Raw genomic sequence first — 18,164 nt, 5'->3', positions numbered from 1 at the left:
GTGGGTATTCTCGTGATGCGGCGAATTCTGGCCCAAGCGCGCGGCCTTGAACAGGTCGCCAATTGTGCCCGGCGACGACCCTTTGTCGCGGATTGACGCTTTCGGCAATTCCCCTGTCGTTTTTGCACCCGGTCGCCAAGGCACCGAGGCATATGCTGGCCCCAAAGCGCCGGCACACGATTCGGCGCATGAATCGCTAATAGGGGACAGCCTGATGAGCCCAGCCGAATTGCACGCCGACAGCATCGTTATCGACGGGCTGATTATTGCCAAGTGGAACCGCGAGCTGTTTGAAGACATGCGCAAGGGCGGTCTGACCGCGGCCAACTGCACCGTGTCGGTGTGGGAAGGCTTCCAGGCCACCGTCAACAACATTGCCGCCAGCCAGAAACTGATCCGCGAGAACAGCGACCTGGTGATTCCGGTGCGCACCACCGCCGACATCCGCAAGGCCAAGGAGCAGGGCAAGACCGGCATCCTCTTCGGCTTCCAGAATGCCCACGCCTTTGAAGACCAGATCGGCTATGTCGAGGTGTTCAAGCAGCTCGGCGTCGGTATCGTGCAGATGTGCTACAACACCCAGAACCTGGTGGGCACCGGCTGCTACGAGCGCGATGGCGGCCTGTCGGGCTTCGGTCGCGAGATCGTCGCCGAGATGAACCGCGTTGGCGTGATGTGCGACCTGTCCCACGTCGGTTCCAAGACCTCCGAAGAAGTCATTCTCGAATCGAAAAAGCCGGTGTGCTACTCCCACTGCCTGCCATCGGGCCTCAAAGAGCACCCGCGCAACAAGTCCGATGAAGAGTTGAAGTTCATCGCCGACCACGGCGGTTTCGTCGGTGTGACCATGTTCGCGCCGTTCCTGGCCAAGGGCATCGATTCGACCATCGACGACTACGCCGAAGCTATTGAATACACCCTCAACATCGTCGGCGAAGACTCCATCGGTATCGGCACCGACTTCACCCAGGGTCACGGCCAGGACTTCTTCGAATACCTGACCCACGACAAGGGCTACGCCCGCCGCCTGACCAGCTTCGGCAAGATCATCAACCCGCTGGGCATCCGCACCGTCGGCGAGTTCCCGAACCTGACCGAAACCCTGCTCAAGCGCGGCCACTCCGAGCGCGTGGTGCGCAAGATCATGGGCGAGAACTGGGTGAGCGTCCTCAAGGACGTCTGGGGCGAATGAATAACTCTGGAGCCTACTCCGCTCGCCGATAGCTGCGTCAGGTCCTCGCGCCAAACTCGCCGTACGTCCCGTACTGTCTCGCTTGTCGCTCCGGTCCTTCCTTGCTCTCGACGTGCTCGCTACGGCTCCAAAGTCATTCATACAGCTTTTTTATAAGAGCAAAGCAAAAGCTTTGCTAAGCATCGACCACGAATTTTTCTGGAGTTAAGTTTCCATGGCCAAGATCGCCCCGCAATTGCCTATCGAAGTCGACAGCGAAACCGGTGTCTGGACCTCCGACGCCCTGCCGATGCTGTACGTGCCGCGCCATTTCTTCGTCAACAACCACATGGGCATCGAGGAAGTGCTGGGCACCGACGCCTATGCCGAGATTCTCTACAAGGCTGGCTACAAGTCCGCCTGGCACTGGTGTGAAAAAGAAGCCGAATGCCACGGCCTGGAAGGCGTCGCGGTGTTCGAGCACTACATGAAGCGCCTGTCGCAGCGCGGCTGGGGCCTGTTCAAGATCCAGGACATCGACCTCGACAAAGGCACTTGCAGCGTCAAGCTCGAACACTCCGCGTTCGTCTACGTGTACGGCAAGGTCGGGCGCAAGGTCGACTACATGTTCACTGGCTGGTTCGCCGGCGCGATGGACCAGATCCTCGCCGCTCGCGGCAGCAAGATCCGCACCGTGGCAGAGCAAGTCTACGGTGGCTCCGAAGAGGGCCACGAAGACGGCTTGTTCACCGTCAAGCCGTTGTAAGTCGAGGAACCCGCCATGGCTTTCGAAGCAATGTTCCAGCCGATCCAGATCGGCAAACTGACCATCCGTAACCGCGTGCTCAGCACCGCGCACGCCGAGGTCTACGCGACCGACGGCGGCATGACCACCGACCGGTACGTCAAGTATTACGAAGAGAAGGCCAAGGGCGGGATCGGCCTGGCGATCTGCGGCGGTTCGTCCGTGGTGGCGATCGACAGCCCGCAGGAATGGTGGAGTTCGGTGAACCTGTCCACCGACCGCATCATTCCGCATTTCCAGAATCTGGCCGACGCCATGCACAAGCACGGCGCCAAGATCATGATCCAGATTACCCACATGGGCCGTCGCTCGCGCTGGGACGGCTTCAACTGGCCGACGCTGATGTCGCCGTCCGGCGTACGCGAGCCGGTGCATCGCGCCACCTGCAAGACCATCGAGCCGGAAGAAATCTGGCGGGTGATCGGCAACTACGCGCAAGCGGCACGCCGCGCCAAGGCCGGTGGCCTGGACGGTGTCGAACTGTCCGCCGTGCACCAGCACATGATCGACCAGTTCTGGAGCCCGCGGGTCAACAAGCGTACCGACGAATGGGGCGGTACCTTTGAAGGCCGCATGAAGTTTGGCCTGGAAGTCTTGAAAGCCGTGCGCGCCGAGGTCGGTGACGATTTCTGCGTGGGCATGCGTATCTGCGGTGACGAGTTCCACCCGGATGGTCTGTCCCACGAAGACATGAAACAGATCGCCAAATATTACGACGACACCGGCATGCTCGATTTCCTCGGCGTCGTGGGCTCGGGTTGCGACACCCACAACACCCTGGCCAACGTGATCCCGAACATGAGTTATCCGCCGGAGCCGTTCCTGCACCTGGCCGCCGGTATCAAGGAAGTGGTCAAGGTTCCGGTGCTGCACGCGCAGAACATCAAGGACCCGAACCAGGCGACCCGTATTCTGGAAGGCGGTTACGTCGACATGGTCGGCATGACCCGCGCGCACATCGCCGACCCGCACCTGATCGCCAAGATCAAGATGGGGCAGATCGACCAGATCAAGCAGTGCGTCGGCGCCAACTACTGCATCGACCGTCAGTACCAGGGCCTGGATGTGTTGTGCATCCAGAACGCGGCGACTTCCCGTGAATACATGGGCCTGCCGCACATCATCGAAAAAACCACCGGAGTAAAACGCAAAGTGGTGGTGGTCGGTGCCGGTCCTGCGGGGATGGAAGCCGCCCGCGTTGCCGCCGAGCGTGGTCACGACGTGACGCTGTTCGAGAAGAAGGAATTCATCGGCGGGCAGATCACCACGGCGTCCAAAGCGCCGCAGCGTGACCAGATCGCCGGTATCACCCGCTGGTATCAGCTGGAGCTGGCTCGGTTGAAAGTCGACCTGCGCCTGGGCACGGCGGCGGATGCGCCGACCATCATGGACCTGCGTCCGGATGTGGTGGTGCTGGCGGTGGGCGGGCACCCGTTCATCGAGCAGAACGAACACTGGGGCGCGGCTGAAGGCCTGGTCGTCAGCAGCTGGGACATCCTCGATGGCAAGGTGGCACCGGGCAAGAACGTGCTGGTCTACGACACCATTTGCGAATTCACCGGCATGTCGACCGCTGACTTCATTGCCGACAAGGGCAGCCAGGTCGAGATCGTCACCGACGACATCAAGCCCGGCGTGGCGATCGGCGGTACGTCGTTCCCGACTTACTACCGCAGCATGTACCCGAAAGAAGTGATCATGACCGGCGACATGATGCTGGAGAAGGTCTACCGCGAAGGCGACAAGCTGGTGGCGGTGCTGGAAAACGAATACACCGGCGCCAAAGAGGAGCGGGTGGTGGACCAGGTGGTCATCGAAAACGGCGTGCGCCCGGACGAAGAAATCTACTACGCGATGAAGGAAGGCTCGCGCAACAAAGGCCAGATCGACGTCGAAGCCCTGTTCGCGATCAAGCCGCAACCTTGCCTGGAACAGAGCGGTGACGGCTACCTGCTGTTCCGCATCGGCGACTGCGTGGCCCAGCGCAACGTACACGCGGCGATCTACGACGCGCTGCGGCTGTGCAAGGATTTCTAAAATCACACCGAACCAATGTGGGAGCGGGCTTGCTCGCGAAGAACGATAACGCGGTACACCTGATACACCGCGTCGCCTGATTCGCGAGCAAGCCCGCTCCCACATGAGACCCCGCGGTCTTTGGGAGCTTCACCATGCTCAACACCCTTCTTCCCATTCTGATCTTTGCTGCCCTGGGCCTCGCGGCTCTCGGCGCATTGCGACGGATAAACATGTGGCGCCGGGGCCGGGCCTCGAAGGTCGACCTGATTGGCGGCCTGTTCGCCATGCCCAAGCGCTACATGGTCGATCTGCACCACGTGGTGGCGCGGGACAAATACATTGCCAACACCCACGTCGCCACGGCGGGTGGCGCGGTGGCGTCCATCGTGCTGGCGATCCTGGTGCATGGTTTCGGCCTGCATAACCGCTTGCTCGGTTATGCACTGTTGCTGATGACGGCGGTGATGTTCGTCGGCGCGATCTTCGTGTACCTGCGTCGTCGCAACCCGCCTTCGCGCCTGTCGAAAGGCCCGTGGATGCGCCTGCCGAAAAGCCTGCTGGCGTTCTCGGCATCGTTCTTCCTGCTGACCCTGCCAGTGGCGGGCATCCTGCCGGAAAACTTCGGTGGCTGGCTGTTGGCGGTGATCCTCGGGGTTGGCGTGCTGTGGGGCGTGTCCGAGCTGTTCTTCGGCATGACCTGGGGCGGGCCGATGAAGCACGCCTTTGCCGGTGCCCTGCACCTGGCCTGGCACCGTCGCGCCGAGCGCTTTGGCGGCGGACGTTCCACCGGTTTGAAACCGCTGGATCTGCAAGACCCGACCGCGCCGCTGGGCGTGGAAAAACCCAAGGATTTCACCTGGAACCAGTTGCTCGGCTTCGATGCCTGCGTGCAGTGCGGTAAATGCGAGGCCGCGTGCCCGGCGTTCGCCGCCGGCCAGCCGCTGAACCCGAAAAAACTGATTCAGGACATGGTCGTCGGCCTGGCCGGCGGCACCGATGCCAAATTCGCCGGTAGCCCTTATCCAGGCAAGGCCATTGGCGAGCACGCCGGCAATCCGCATCAACCGATCGTCAACGGTCTGGTGGATGCCGAGACCCTGTGGTCGTGCACCACCTGCCGCGCGTGCGTCGAGGAATGCCCGATGATGATCGAGCACGTCGATGCCATCGTCGACATGCGTCGCCACCTGACCCTGGAAAAAGGCGCGACCCCGAACAAGGGCGCCGAAGTCCTGGAAAACCTGATCGCCACCGACAACCCGGGCGGTTTCGCACCGGGCGGGCGGATGAACTGGGCGGCGGACTTGAACCTGAATCTGATGAGCGAGAAGAAGTCGGTCGACGTGCTGTTCTGGGTCGGCGACGGTGCCTTTGACATGCGCAACCAGCGCACCTTGCGCGCCTTCGTCAAAGTGCTGAAAGCGGCGAAAATCGACTTCGCGGTGCTGGGCCTGGAAGAGCGCGACAGCGGTGACGTGGCCCGACGCCTGGGTGACGAAGCGACCTTCCAGTTGCTGGCCAAGCGCAACATCCAGACCCTGGCCAAGTACAGCTTCAACCGCATCGTCACCTGCGACCCGCACAGCTTCCACGTGCTGAAAAACGAATACGGCGCCTTCGACGGCAACTACCTGGTGCAACACCACAGCACCTACATGGCCGAAATCATCGGCGCCGGCGCGCTCAATCTCGGCCAGCACAAAGGCAACAGCGTGACCTATCACGACCCGTGCTACCTCGGTCGCTACAACGGCGAGTACGAGGCGCCGCGCGAGGTGCTGCGCGCGCTCGGGATCGAGGTCAAGGAAATGCAACGCTCAGGCTTCCGTTCGCGCTGCTGCGGCGGTGGCGGCGGGGCGCCGATCACCGACATTCCGGGCAAGCAACGGATTCCCGACATGCGCATGGAAGACATCCGCGAGACGGGCGCCGAACTGGTGGCCGTGGGCTGCCCGCAGTGCACCGCGATGCTCGAAGGCGTGGTTGAACCACGACCGCTGATCAAGGACATCGCCGAGCTGGTGGCCGATGCGCTGCTGGAAGACGAAGCACCGAGCAAAACCACACCGGTCAAACGCGAACCTGCGGAGGTGCACTGATGAGCGACATTATCCGCCGCGACCCACGCGCCGAATGGATCGCCCGTAACCGTTTGCACCCGCTGCACGCGGCGATGCAACCGGTGCAACACAGCTGGATGGGGCCCAATGGCGTCATCCGCAAAAATCCCCATGGCATCGGTTTTATCGGCCCCAATGGCATCAAGCGCATCGACCGCAGCGGCGCTCAGCAGGGCGGATCGAGCAAGCGCTCGGCCGCCGTTGAAGTGCAATTGCCGCTGCATCAAGTGCCTGCACCAGCGTTTTACATCTGCGTGGTGCCGGACATGGTCGGCGGCCGCCTGAGCAGCCACGACAAGGATTTGCTGGGCCTGGCCCATCAACTGGCCGGCGCGGACGGCGCGGTACTGGCCGTGGTCTTTGGTGAACACAAGGAAAGCGCGTTTGCCAGCGCCGGCGTCGATCGCCTGCTGGTGCTGGAAGGCGAAGCGTTCAGCGGTTATGCACCGGAGCAGCGTGTACAGGGGCTGCGGGCTGTGGATAACCAGTTCAGCCCGCGTCACTGGTTGCTGCCGGACAGTCGCAGCGGAGGCGGCGAACTCGGACGACGCTTTGCCGCGGCCCTCGGCGAACGCCCGGCCACGCGGGTCTGGCAGGTCAAGGACCAGGAATGCATCGGCCGCGCCGGTGCTGGCTTGCAAGACCTGGCACGCCCGCTTGCACGCTTGATCCTGGCCGCCGTCGAATGCGCAGAACCAGTCAGCGAAACCCGTCACGAAGCCCTGCCGGTGGAGTTATCCACAAGCGTGGCACGCAGCCTCTCGCGCATCGAGGACCTGGGTGCGGTGGCGGTGGACCCGGCGGCGATTCCCATGGCCGAGGCCGAGTTCATCTTCTCCGGTGGCAACGGGGTCAAGGATTGGGCACTGTTCCACCAGACCGCTGCCGCGCTCGGCGCGACCGAGGGCGCATCGCGGGTGGCGGTGGACGATGGCTTCATGGCCCGCGACCGTCAGGTCGGCGCGTCCGGCACCTGGGTCACCGCGCGGGTCTACGTGGCGGTGGGGATTTCCGGGGCGATCCAGCACCTGCAAGGCATCGGTGCCTGCGACAAGGTGGTGGCGATCAACCTCGACCCTGGTTGCGACATGATCAAACGGGCCGACCTGTCGGTGATCGGCGAGAGCGCCGGGATTCTTCAAGCCTTGATCGATGCGGTAGCGGCTTACCGCAACGACGCCAAGCGCGATGCGGCTTAAGGGAAGGAAAGGGTTATGAGCACGAAAATCATCAGCCTGGTGTCCATCGGCGCCCACCCGACCTCCGGCCGGCCACGTCGTGCGGAACAGGATGCGCGGGCGGTGGAACTGGGTCTGCAACTGGCTGGGGATAACTTGCAAGTGCTGCATGCCGGCGATGTCGCCGAGCCGGCGTTGCGGGCGTACCTGGGCATGGGCCTTGAGCAGCTGCACGTGCTGGAGCAACCGGAGGGGGCCGACGCCTTGCCGGCCCTGACCGCCTACTTGCGCGATGCCGGCGCGCAGTTGGTGCTGACTGGCAGCCAGGCGGAAACCGGCGAAGGTTCGGGCATGTTGCCGTTCCTGCTGGCCGAAAGCCTGGGCTGGCCGCTGGTGGTGGGGCTGGCGCAGGTCGAATCCATCGACGGTGGTTCGGCGCTGGTGCTGCAAGCGTTGCCCCGTGGCCAGCGTCGTCGTTTGAAAGTACGGCTGCCGTTCCTGGCGACTGTGGATAACGCCGCACCCAAGCCACGGCAGAGCGCCTACGGCCCGGCCCGGCGCGGGGTGTTGCAGGCCGATGAGGTGGAGGTGGTCGACGATGAATTGCTGGCGGTCGCCACCCTGCAACCGGCCAAGCCGCGGCCAAAACGCCTGAAGGTGATCAAGGCCAAGAGCGGCGCCGATCGTATGAAAGCCGCAACGGCGAAAGCCAGTGGCGGAGGCGGACAAGTGCTCAAGGGCGTTACCGCGCAAGCTGGGGCTGAGGCGATCCTCAAACTTCTGATCGAAGAAGGCGTGGTTCGCTGACGCTCTTTGTAGGGGCTGTATTCGCGAGCAGGTTCTCACAGGGAAAAATAATGCCAGTTGAGTTTCGTTCGGCGGTCCGCGCGGATGCGCGCGAGATTGCCCGGTTGTTCCAGATTTCATCCGAAGGCGCTGCAGATTACATCTGGAGCCAGCTGGCAGAGCCCGGCCAGGACCTGCTGGAGGTCGGCGCCCTGCGCTACGCCCGTGACGATGTGGATTTCTCCTGGCAGAACTGCCTGATCGCCGAGGCGGATGGCCAGGTCATCGGCATGATGCACAGCTATGTCATGCGTCACGACCCGTTCGCCGTGCCGGTGACCGACCCGGTGCTGGCGCCCTACGCCACGATGGAAATTCCCGACACCCTCTACATTTCCAGCCTGGCGCTGCACGAGGACTGGCGCAACCAGGGCCTGGGCAAGGTCTTCCTCGCGTACGCCTACGACCGCGCCAATCAGCTGGGGCTCAATGGCCTGAGCCTGATCGACTACGCCGCCAACAGCGGCGCCCGGCGTTTCTACGAACGCCATGGCTTTCGCATCGTCGATACCTGCCAGGTCACGCCACATCCGATGATTCGGGTGACGGGTGAGGCTTACCTGATGTATCGGCCGTAGCTGACTATCAGAACTGATAGTGTCGGCTTTAACGGCGGTTTGTTAGGGTATTGATCTATCAATACCTGCGCTCGCCAGCCGGGTCCGTCAGTGGTTCAAGCGCTGAATCGGGCATGCCGCAGCGGGTCGTTCAGGTTTCATCCAGGAGACCGCCAATGCCCAATTCGCGCGCGAATCAACGAGCGAAGCAGCCTTCTTCGGCGCAGCAGCGACTTTCCCGAACCGTGTTGCTGGCGCCCGACTTTCAGCAAAGCATTCTCGCCGAACTGGACGGCAGTCGACTCGACCCGTTCGCCTATTCCCCTTACGGCTTGCAAAGCGGCCCACGGCAGGCCATGACGCATCCGGGCTTCAATGGGCAACTCAAGGAACGCTCAACCGGGTGGTATCACCTGGGCCAGGGGCATCGGGTCTATAACCCAATGCTCATGCGGTTTCACAGCCCGGATCGGTTGAGCCCGTTTGGCAAGGGGGGGCTGAATGCCTATGCGTATTGCTCGGGCTGCCCTGTGGGCCGCGTCGATCCATCGGGACGGTTTTGGGTTGCACTAGTTGGAAGTGTTGTTGCCTTTGCGAATAACTTCAGTTTTGCCGCAGCGGCAGTCAATAGATCTGCGGCGGCAATCGTGGCAGGCACACCTCAGGCGACGCTCACCCGGGTGGGTAATACATTGAGTTTTTGGGCAAGCACATTAGGTATCCCGGCCCGTGCCGCTGGGCTGCCTGCGGCTGTGGTTGCGCCAATGCCGGTTGCACTGCCACTTGGCTCGAACCTGGCAACGGTTGGCACTCAAGTGGCGTCGACGGCGGGTGCCGTCTTGCAGGGTATCGCTCCGGCTCAGACATGGATGAAGGCAGCAGCTGAGGCTGGGCAGTCGAGAGGACGCGTGCTTTGGGAAGCAACCAAAGAGGCCAGTGGGTGGAACCTGCTACGCGGGCAAGCACCCGGTCAAGTGCCTGGCAGGGCAGCTCCTGAAATGCCATTGGAGGACATTGTCGTAGAATCACGGTTGTCGACTTCCAGCGTTGGCGCAGCTCTTCCAGATCAAGCTCGGGAGATCAGGAATGGGCAAGAAACTACAAGACTCTGAGCTATAGTTTTCCTGTGCGCTGCTTGAAGGTTAAGGGACTGTCGGGGAGCTTTTTGACGTTCAGCGCTTACTCATAAAACTCGTTTTTATGAATGGGTTGACTATGAAAGCGTTCACGCTGGCCTTGGCCCTCGCTGCGCTCGTGTCCACGAGCTTGACGGCAGCCACCCGATCGAACTCCCCGGAGATCGATTTCTATCGTTGGGTCGAATCCGGGCCGGGGCAAACAGCGTCCATTGCACAGTTACGACAGCAGTGTGACAAGGTGCTGGATGCCGGGAAAAACCTCAATTGCTCCGTGTCGGTTCTCGCCCGAATGTTCGAGACCAAGGCCGCCAACCAACTGCCTGATTATTATCTGTCGATCAAGCGCAAACACGCCCGGGCCATCGAGGCCGATCCAGAACTCAACGTCCTGTTTTCCATGTTCGGCGACCAGTCTCTCTCGACGCTGCGGGCGACCGGGGATTTCACGGTGAAAAGAACCTCGCGCCGCGAAGTGCTGAGGATCCATCCGTATGCCAGCGATTTTTTCATTGCCCAAGAGGTCCTGCCCTTCGTCGACATTGAGGCGGGCAATGGTCATGCGGCACGCTTCGTCCTCGACACCGGTGCCCCGCAGACCCGGGTCAATCAAGACACCGCGAAGCTGATGGGGATCAGGTTGCTGACCGACTCCCACTACACCTACAGCACGTTTTATGGCGAGAGCGACCTGTCCGCGCGGCTTGGGGTTCTTGAGTCGATCAAGATCGGTGGCAGTGAACTGCGCAACGTGCTGGTATTTGTCAGCGATCGGGACAACCTGCTGGGGCTGGACCTGATCAGCAAGCTGGGGCGGCTGAAAATCACCCGCAAAACCCTGGAGTTCAACCCACCGCCCGCCCCACGATGCGAATCACCGATCGTCTACACCCGCATGGACCTCAACCAACGCCTGACCGTCGCCGCCCGCCTGGATAACCGGGCGACGCAGGCGATTGTCGATACCGGCAATGTCGACTACCTGACCTCGGCGTTGCCGGGCGAGCAGGTCAATGTCGTCCAGGTGTTGACCCCTGGCCACTCTCCCCCGAACACCGCCGATACACAGCGTTATCAATCCTTCAAAGGGAAGCTGACCCTGCCGGGCCATAGCCTGTCGATCACCTACAAGTTCTATCCAGGCTTCACCATTCCGCCGTCGTGGGTGTCAGGGCGATACGTGCCGTCCATTTTGCTGGGGTGGCGTGCGTTTGATGATTTTGAGTTGACGCTGGATATCGAGGCGGGGCGGTCGTGTTTGAACAAGACGGGATAAGTCTGGCCCTTTTGACGTGTTTACCCACAATCCCTGTTAGCGCCTCTGTGGATAACGTGTTCGTCCCTTGCTGCAGCCCATGCAAACTGGCGTCTGTAGCCCCCAGTTCAAAAAACAACCAGCCTAAGCTGCGGTTTTTCCTGGGTTTTTTCAGAGGATAAGTACAGGACTTGCCCCCAATCTCTGTTGGCGCTTCTGTGGATAAGATGTTCGCTTAAAGCTACAGCCCTTATGAACCGTGGCTTTCGAAGCATTGATCAGAAAATGATCAATCAGGCGCTTTCCGGCGCTGAGCAGTACCTTAACCCGCATTTTTCGCGGCTTTCAGCGGTTTTCCACAGCGGTGGAAAAGTTGCCCCCAAACTCTGTTGGCGCTTCTGTGGATAAGGTGTTTGCCATCCGCTGTACGCCACGGACTGTCTGATGTTCAGCGGTTTGATCAATAAATGACCACGCCTCGTCCAGATCTGTACTTATGAATAAGTCACGGATTTTCTTCAGTTTCTGTGGAGAAAGTTGGCAGGCTTTCCACAGTTGTCCCCATTTGCTGTGGGTGGAGGTGTGGATAACTTGTTTGCGGAAGGCTGGGAGCCTTGCGGGGCATAGCGCTGAACGGAATAGATCATATTTCGTACAGTGCTAAAGGGGAGGGCGCGAACACAGCACTGTAGGAGCGAGCATGCTCGCGATGGACGTCAACGATAACGTTGGCAACCTGGCACCCAGCGGTGTTCTCAGGTTCATCGCGAGCATGCTCGCTCCTACAGGTGGGCGGTGGCGTTAGCCCTGAACCGGAACGCCCTTGAGATACGGCGCAGGTTCGGCGCCCAGGTTGCTCAGCAGACGCTCGCTGTACCAATCCACAAAGTTCACCACACCAAACTCATAGGTCTTGGAGTAAGGCCCCGGCTGGTACGCGGTGGAGTTGATCCCGCGCTGGTTTTCTTCGGCCAGGCGACGATCCTGGTCGTTGGTGGCGTCCCACACCTGGCGCATGCGGTCCACGTCGTAGTCCACGCCTTCGACGGCGTCCTTGTGGACGATCCACTTGGTGGTGACCATGGTTTCCTTGGCGCTGATCGGCCACACGGTGAACACGATGATGTGGTCGCCCATGCAGTGGTTCCAGGAGTGCGGCAGGTGCAGGATGCGCATCGAGCCCAGGTCCGGGTTCTTGATGCGGCCCATGAGCTTGGCGCAGCCCTGTTTGCCGTCGATGGTCATGGAAACGGTGCCCTTGAGCAGCGGCATGCGCACGATGCGGTTGCGCAGGCCGAAGCTGGCGTGGGCGTAAGGGATCTTCTCGGCTTCCCAGGACGCGGCGGAGGCGGCGACGTGGTCCTTGAACGCCTGATCGGCGCGCGGGTCGGTGACGTCGTCCCATTCCAGCAGGGTTTTCAGCAGTTCCGGGTGCGACGCGTTGCAGTGGTAGCACTCGCGGTTGTTTTCCAGCACCAGCTTCCAGTTGGCCTTTTCCATCAAGGTGGTGGTGATCGCCACCTTGGTGTTCTCCATGTCGTACGGTTCCATGTAATGGTTGAGCGTCGACAGGAAGTCATCGATGGCCGGCGGGTTTTCCGCCAGGCTGATGAAGATGTAGCCACCAGCGGTCTTCACGTTCACCGGTTTCAGGCCGTACTGCTTCATGTCGAAGTCGTCGCCCATCTCGGTGCCGGCGAACAGCAGGCGACCGTCCAGCTCGTAGGTCCACTGGTGATAGTGGCAGACCAGTTTGGCGACCTTGCCCTTGTCGCTGGTGCACAGGCGCGAGCCGCGGTGACGGCAGACGTTATGGAACGCGTGCACTACGCCTTCGGCGCCACGGATCACGATGATCGGGTTCTTGCCGATCTGCAGCGTCAGGTAGTTGCCCTTGGCGGGGATCTCGCAAGTCATGCCGGCGATCAACCACTCTTTCTGGAAAATCTCCTGCATGTCGATATCAAACAGCCGCTCGTCAGAGTAAAACGGCTGCGGCAGCGAGAAGGTACGCTCGCGCTCTTGCAGCATCTGGGCGGTGGCCTTGCGTGCGGGTTCCAGCGGATCGCCCAGGCTCAGGGTAGTAGTGACGTCCATCGTTTAATCCTCAAGGCCATCTGCGTGGCCGGCGAAAGTGGCTAATCAGGTGTACTGCTTTGGGTAGCTACGCAAGGTGTAAAGAATGTGTCCAGGTATGGAGCGAGTGTGGGGCCGGCGCTGGCCAGAACCTTATCCATGGGCGACATGGTGCAATCTGTTCCCGACGCGCAAGCCCCGGTCGTTGGGGGCTGGTCGCGATAAGCATGTCAATGTCGCAGATAGGTAAATGGGTGATCCGCGCTATACGCAGAATCGCCAACATGAAGGCCGACAGTCGGCCGTGGAGATCAGCATGTCCAACAGCTTCCTGAACCCGGTAACCACCCAGACCTGGGCCAATGGTCGGCACATCGTCCGTTGCGTCAAAGTCATCCAGGAAACCTGGGATGTGCGCACCTTCTGCTTCATGGCCGACCAGCCGATCATGTTCTTCTTTAAGCCGGGGCAATTCGTCACCCTGGAGCTGGAGATCGAAGGCCAGCCGATCATGCGTTCGTACACCATTTCCAGCTCGCCGTCGGTGCCGTACAGCTTTTCGGTGACGATCAAGCGTGTGCCGGGCGGCAAGGTCTCGAACTGGTTGCACGACACCCTGCACGAAGGCCAGGAACTGGCGGTGCACGGGCCGGTCGGGCTGTTCAATGCCATGGACTTCACCGCGCCCAAGGTGCTTTACCTCAGCGGCGGCGTCGGTATCACGCCGGTCATGTCCATGGCGCGCTGGTTCTACGACACCAACGGCAATGTCGACATGGCGTTTATCCACAGCGCCCGTTCGCCCAAGGACATCATCTATCACCGCGAACTGGAGCACATGGCCTCGCGGATCGAGAACTTCAGCCTGCACCTGATTTGCGAGAAGCACGGGATGGGCGAGCCCTGGGCCGGTTATCGCGGCTACCTCAACCACAAGATGCTGGAACTGATGGTGCCGGACTTCCTTGAGCGGGAAGTGTTCTGCTGCGGTCCGACCCCGTACATGACCGCCGTCAAGCGCCTGCTGGAAAATGCCGGCTTCGATATGAAGCGTTATCACGAGGAATCGTTCGGCGCGACTCCGCCAGAGGCCCGCGCCGACGCGGTGGAACACGCCGAACAAGCGGCCGAGGCGCCGGAAGTGGACGCGGCGGACCTGCATCAGGTGGAGTTCACTGCATCTGGCAAGAGCATTCGGGTGGCACCGGGCGAGACGGTCCACGCCGCAGCGGCCAAGGCCGGTTTGCTGATCCCCAAGGCCTGCGGCATGGGCATCTGCGGCACCTGCAAGGTGTTGAAACTGGGCGGCGAAGTGGAGATGGAGCACAACGGCGGAATCACCGAGGAAGACGAAGCCGAAGGCTACATCCTGTCGTGCTGCAGCGTGCCGAAGGGGGACGTGCGGATCGAGTTCTGATAGACGCTGTAGAAACCTGTGGGAGCGAGCCTGCTCGCGATTGCGGTGGATCAGCCAACATTGATGTTGGATATGATTCCGTCATCGCGAGCAGGCTCACTCCCACAGGGGTTGTGTGAGCCCGTGTTTTAGTGGGACATCACTTCCCGAATATCCCGCGCCAATTCCCGCACACGCTCTTCCTCGGTGTCCCACGAGCACATGAAGCGTGCGCCGCCGTTGCCGATGAAGGTGTAGAAGCGCCAGCCCTTGGCGGTCAGTGCGGCGATGGCCGGTTCCGACAGTTGCAGGAACACGCCATTGGCCTGCACCGGAAACATCAGTTCCACGCCCGGAATGTCGCTGACCAGCTCGGCCAGCAGCTGCGCGCAGTGGTTGGCGTGGCGGGCGTATTTGAGCCAGGCGTCGTTTTCCAGGATCCCGACCCAGGGTGCGGACAGGAAGCGCATCTTCGATGCCAGCTGTCCGGCCTGTTTGCAGCGGTAGTCGAAGTCTTCAGCCAGCTTGTGGTTGAAGAACAGGATCGCTTCGCCCACGGCCATGCCGTTTTTCGTCCCGCCAAAACACAGCACATCGACGCCGGCCTTCCAGGTCAGGTCGGCGGGCGAGCAGCCGAGAAACGCGCACGCGTTGGAGAATCGTGCGCCGTCCATGTGCAGGTTCAGGCCAAGCTCTTTGCAGGTGGCGCTGATGGCGCGGATTTCGTCCGGGGTGTAGACGCTGCCGACTTCGGTGGCCTGGGTCAGGGTCACCACGCGGGGTTTCGGATAGTGAATGTCCTGGCGCTTGAGGGCGATTTCGCGGATCGATTCCGGCGTCAGCTTGCCGTTTTCAGTGCGGGCGATCAGCAGTTTGGAACCGTTGGAGAAGAACTCCGGCGCGCCGCATTCGTCGGTTTCGACGTGGGCGGTTTCCGAGCAGATCACGCTGTGGTAACTCTGGCACAGCGACGACAGGGCCAGGGAGTTGGCGGCGGTGCCGTTGAACGCAAAGAACACTTCGCAGTCGGTTTCGAACAGCTTGCGGAAATCGTCGGACGCGCGTGCGGTCCATTCGTCGTCACCGTAGGCGCGCTGGTGGCCATGATTGGCCTGTTCCATGGCGGCCCAGGCTTCAGGGCAAATGCCGGAATAGTTGTCGCTGGCGAATTGTTGGCTCTTGTCGGTCATGGCCTGCTTCCGTGGTCGGGACGCTTATGGTGAAGCGTCACGTGGTCAATGAGGGTGCGCACTGTACCGAAGATCATCCGGGACGCGCACGGGATGTCACTGTCAGAAAACTACTGGGATGCCGGGCAATTATGCACGTGTCTATGAACGTGACACAGCCGCACTTGAAACAGCGCGATGGAGCGCTGGACCTGCTCAAGTGGCTGGCGCTGCTGTGCATGGTGCTCGATCACCTGCGCTATGTCGGTTACACCGCCGATTGGCTGTACGTGCCGGGGCGCCTGGCGTTCCCGTGGTTTTGCCTGGCGATGGCGGCCAACCTGGCGCGGGCGCAGAGGGTCACGGCCGGCGGCCAATGGCGCTACCTGGGCTGGTTGCTGTTGTTTAGCGCGGTGAGTGAAATTCCCTACCGAATGTTCATTCCTCATCCCGACACGTTGAATGTGATGCCCACGCTGGCACTCGGTCTGCTGGTGGTGCGCGGCTGGCAGGACCGGACCCTGCCGGCGCGTCTGCTGGCGGTCGGTGCCGTGGTGCTCGCGGCCGTATTTGCGCAGCAGCTGATGTTCGGGTTCTTCGGGGTGATGTTGCCGCTGGCGATGCTGCTGGTGATCCGGCGTCCGTGGTATTTCGCGCTGTTTGCGGGGCTGGCCTGTCTGGCGGCCAATCAATGGCAGGTGCTGTACTACTCCGTTCGATTGGGTAATCACGTGGCGATGGCGGCCGTTGCCACTTGTCTGATTGCGCCATGGCTGGGGCTGTTCCTGTTGCGACATGCCCAGGGCGTAAAACCACCGCCGATGCAGCGCTGGGCGTATGCCCTGTACCCCGTGCATTTCCTGGTGCTGCTCGCTGTTCGCCAGGCAATCGCCTGACCCTGTGGGAGCGGGCTTGCTCGCGAAGGGGGCGTGTCAGGCGACATTCATGTTGCTGACCCACCGCTTTCGCGAGCAAGCCCGCTCCCACAGGGGATCGTGGCGATCTTGCGGGCGTGCTCGGCCTGTCCATTTCCCGCCATGTCGTAAACGCACCTTTACGTGGCGCCCATAGGCATTTGACCTGTCTGCCTCGGTCATACCATCGCTATCAAAGGGCACTGCCGTAACGCCAGTGCCTGACCGAGACGAATGGCGCATAGATGCCGCTGGGAGAGACGCGATGTTCAGCAAGCAAGACCAGATCCAGGGTTACGACGATGCACTGCTGGCGGCGATGAATGCCGAAGAGCAACGTCAGGAAGATCACATCGAGCTGATCGCGTCCGAGAACTACACCAGCAAGCGCGTGATGGAAGCGCAAGGCAGCGGCCTGACCAACAAATACGCCGAAGGCTACCCGGGCAAGCGCTACTACGGTGGCTGCGAGCACGTCGACAAGGTTGAAGCCCTGGCCATCGAACGCGCCAAGCAGCTGTTCGGCGCCGATTACGCCAACGTGCAGCCGCACTCCGGCTCCTCGGCCAACAGCGCCGTGTACCTGGCCCTGCTGAACGCCGGCGACACCATCCTCGGCATGAGCCTGGCCCACGGCGGTCACCTGACCCACGGCGCCAAGGTGTCGTCCTCGGGCAAGCTGTACAACGCCGTGCAGTACGGCATCGACACCGACACCGGCCTGATCAACTACGACGAAGTCGAGCGCCTGGCCGTCGAATGCAAGCCGAAGATGATCGTTGCCGGTTTCTCGGCCTACTCCAAGACCCTCGACTTCCCGCGCTTCCGTCAGATCGCTGACAAAGTCGGTGCGTTGCTGTTCGTCGACATGGCCCACGTGGCCGGTCTGGTCGCCGCCGGCCTCTACCCGAACCCGCTGCCGTACGCCGACGTTGTGACCACCACCACCCACAAGACCCTGCGCGGTCCGCGTGGCGGCCTGATCCTGGCCAAGTCCAACGAAGAAATCGAGAAGAAGCTCAACGCCGCGGTATTCCCCGGTGCCCAGGGCGGCCCGCTGATGCACGTGATCGCCGGTAAGGCGGTGTGCTTCAAGGAAGCGCTGGAGCCTGGCTTCAAGGCCTACCAGCAGCAAGTGATCGACAACGCCCAGGCCATGGCCGGCGTATTTATCAAACGCGGCTACGATGTAGTGTCCGGCGGTACCGATAACCACCTGTTCCTGGTCAGCCTGATCCGTCAGGGCCTCACCGGCAAAGAAGCAGACGCAGCCCTCGGCCGCGCCCACATCACTGTGAACAAGAACGCTGTCCCGAACGATCCACAGTCGCCGTTCGTGACCTCCGGCCTGCGCATCGGCACCCCGGCGGTGACCACTCGCGGCTTCAAGGTGACCCAGTGCGTCACACTGGCCGGCTGGATCTGCGACATCCTCGACAACCTCGGCGACGCCGATGTCGAAGCCAACGTTGCGCAGCAAGTCTCGGCACTGTGCGCAGACTTCCCGGTTTATCGCTGAGTG

Annotated in this window: 14 protein-coding genes; 12 read left to right on the top strand and 2 right to left on the bottom strand. The window is 61.5% G+C overall.

Translation table 11 applies throughout. The annotated features are described in order from the left end of the window. The first annotated feature begins 214 nt into the window (after positions 1-214). The 9 genes from F8N66_RS30335 to F8N66_RS30295 all read left to right on the top strand — a co-directional run bounded on the left by F8N66_RS30335 (position 215) and on the right by F8N66_RS30295 (position 11,108). Positions 215-1,192, top strand: a complete 978-nt coding sequence (locus tag F8N66_RS30335) for a dipeptidase (protein WP_150773573.1) — start codon at positions 215-217, stop codon at positions 1,190-1,192. Positions 1,193-1,406: 214 nt separating this feature from the next. Continuing rightward, positions 1,407-1,937: a DUF5943 domain-containing protein gene (locus F8N66_RS30330; RefSeq protein ID WP_150773572.1), complete on the top strand. Its 531-nt coding sequence runs from the start codon at positions 1,407-1,409 to the stop codon at positions 1,935-1,937. Positions 1,938-1,952: 15 nt separating this feature from the next. Continuing rightward, positions 1,953-4,013, top strand: a complete 2,061-nt coding sequence (gene dgcA / locus F8N66_RS30325) for a dimethylglycine demethylation protein DgcA (RefSeq protein ID WP_150773571.1) — start codon at positions 1,953-1,955, stop codon at positions 4,011-4,013. A 134-nt stretch (positions 4,014-4,147) separates the two neighbouring features. Next, a complete protein-coding gene (gene dgcB, locus F8N66_RS30320) occupies positions 4,148-6,094 on the top strand; it encodes a dimethylglycine demethylation protein DgcB (RefSeq protein WP_150773570.1) in 1,947 nt (648 codons plus the stop codon). Continuing rightward, the gene (locus F8N66_RS30315) at positions 6,094-7,314 is read left to right on the top strand and encodes an electron transfer flavoprotein subunit alpha/FixB family protein (RefSeq protein ID WP_150773569.1); all 1,221 of its coding nucleotides are present in this window, start codon (positions 6,094-6,096) and stop codon (positions 7,312-7,314) included. The genes dgcB and F8N66_RS30315 overlap by 1 nt, the downstream gene beginning before the upstream one ends. A gap of 15 nt (positions 7,315-7,329) precedes the next feature. Beyond that, complete coding sequence (locus F8N66_RS30310; protein WP_150773568.1) at positions 7,330-8,100, top strand: electron transfer flavoprotein subunit beta; 771 nt, start codon at positions 7,330-7,332, stop codon at positions 8,098-8,100. Between the two features lie 50 nt (positions 8,101-8,150). After that, positions 8,151-8,717 carry a GNAT family N-acetyltransferase gene (locus F8N66_RS30305; protein WP_150773567.1) on the top strand — a complete coding sequence of 189 codons (567 nt, stop codon included), beginning with the start codon at positions 8,151-8,153 and terminating at the stop codon, positions 8,715-8,717. Positions 8,718-8,872: 155 nt separating this feature from the next. After that, entirely contained in the window at positions 8,873-9,808 is a 936-nt protein-coding gene (locus F8N66_RS30300; protein ID WP_224790532.1) for an RHS repeat-associated core domain-containing protein, read from the top strand. A 103-nt stretch (positions 9,809-9,911) separates the two neighbouring features. After that, positions 9,912-11,108, top strand: coding sequence for a retropepsin-like aspartic protease (locus F8N66_RS30295; RefSeq protein ID WP_412070760.1), 1,197 nt, complete (start codon positions 9,912-9,914; stop codon positions 11,106-11,108). Between the two features lie 780 nt (positions 11,109-11,888). Here the strand turns inward: F8N66_RS30295 and gbcA are convergent. After that, positions 11,889-13,184 (bottom strand): glycine-betaine demethylase subunit GbcA, encoded by a 1,296-nt coding sequence (gene gbcA, locus F8N66_RS30290; protein WP_150773564.1) that lies wholly within the window; start codon positions 13,182-13,184, stop codon positions 11,889-11,891. A gap of 295 nt (positions 13,185-13,479) precedes the next feature. Between gbcA and gbcB the strand changes: the two genes are divergently transcribed. Beyond that, positions 13,480-14,580: a glycine-betaine demethylase subunit GbcB gene (gene gbcB, locus F8N66_RS30280; protein WP_150773562.1), complete on the top strand. Its 1,101-nt coding sequence runs from the start codon at positions 13,480-13,482 to the stop codon at positions 14,578-14,580. A gap of 128 nt (positions 14,581-14,708) precedes the next feature. Here gbcB and F8N66_RS30275 read toward each other — a convergent pair whose 3' ends face one another. Beyond that, positions 14,709-15,749 carry a low specificity L-threonine aldolase gene (locus tag F8N66_RS30275; RefSeq protein ID WP_150773561.1) on the bottom strand — a complete coding sequence of 347 codons (1,041 nt, stop codon included), beginning with the start codon at positions 15,747-15,749 and terminating at the stop codon, positions 14,709-14,711. A 131-nt stretch (positions 15,750-15,880) separates the two neighbouring features. Between F8N66_RS30275 and F8N66_RS30270 the strand changes: the two genes are divergently transcribed. Further along, on the top strand, positions 15,881-16,624 hold the full coding sequence (locus F8N66_RS30270) for a TraX family protein (protein WP_150773560.1): 744 nt from the start codon (positions 15,881-15,883) through the stop codon (positions 16,622-16,624). A 283-nt stretch (positions 16,625-16,907) separates the two neighbouring features. After that, positions 16,908-18,161 carry a serine hydroxymethyltransferase gene (glyA, locus tag F8N66_RS30265; RefSeq protein WP_150773559.1) on the top strand — a complete coding sequence of 418 codons (1,254 nt, stop codon included), beginning with the start codon at positions 16,908-16,910 and terminating at the stop codon, positions 18,159-18,161. Positions 18,162-18,164 lie beyond the last annotated feature (3 nt).

The organism is Pseudomonas fluorescens (genome assembly GCF_902498195.1).
GTDB lineage: Bacteria > Pseudomonadota > Gammaproteobacteria > Pseudomonadales > Pseudomonadaceae > Aquipseudomonas > Aquipseudomonas fluorescens_BU.
Note: the sequence above shows the minus strand (reverse complement) of the source record. Positions and strands in the feature narration are given on the sequence as shown.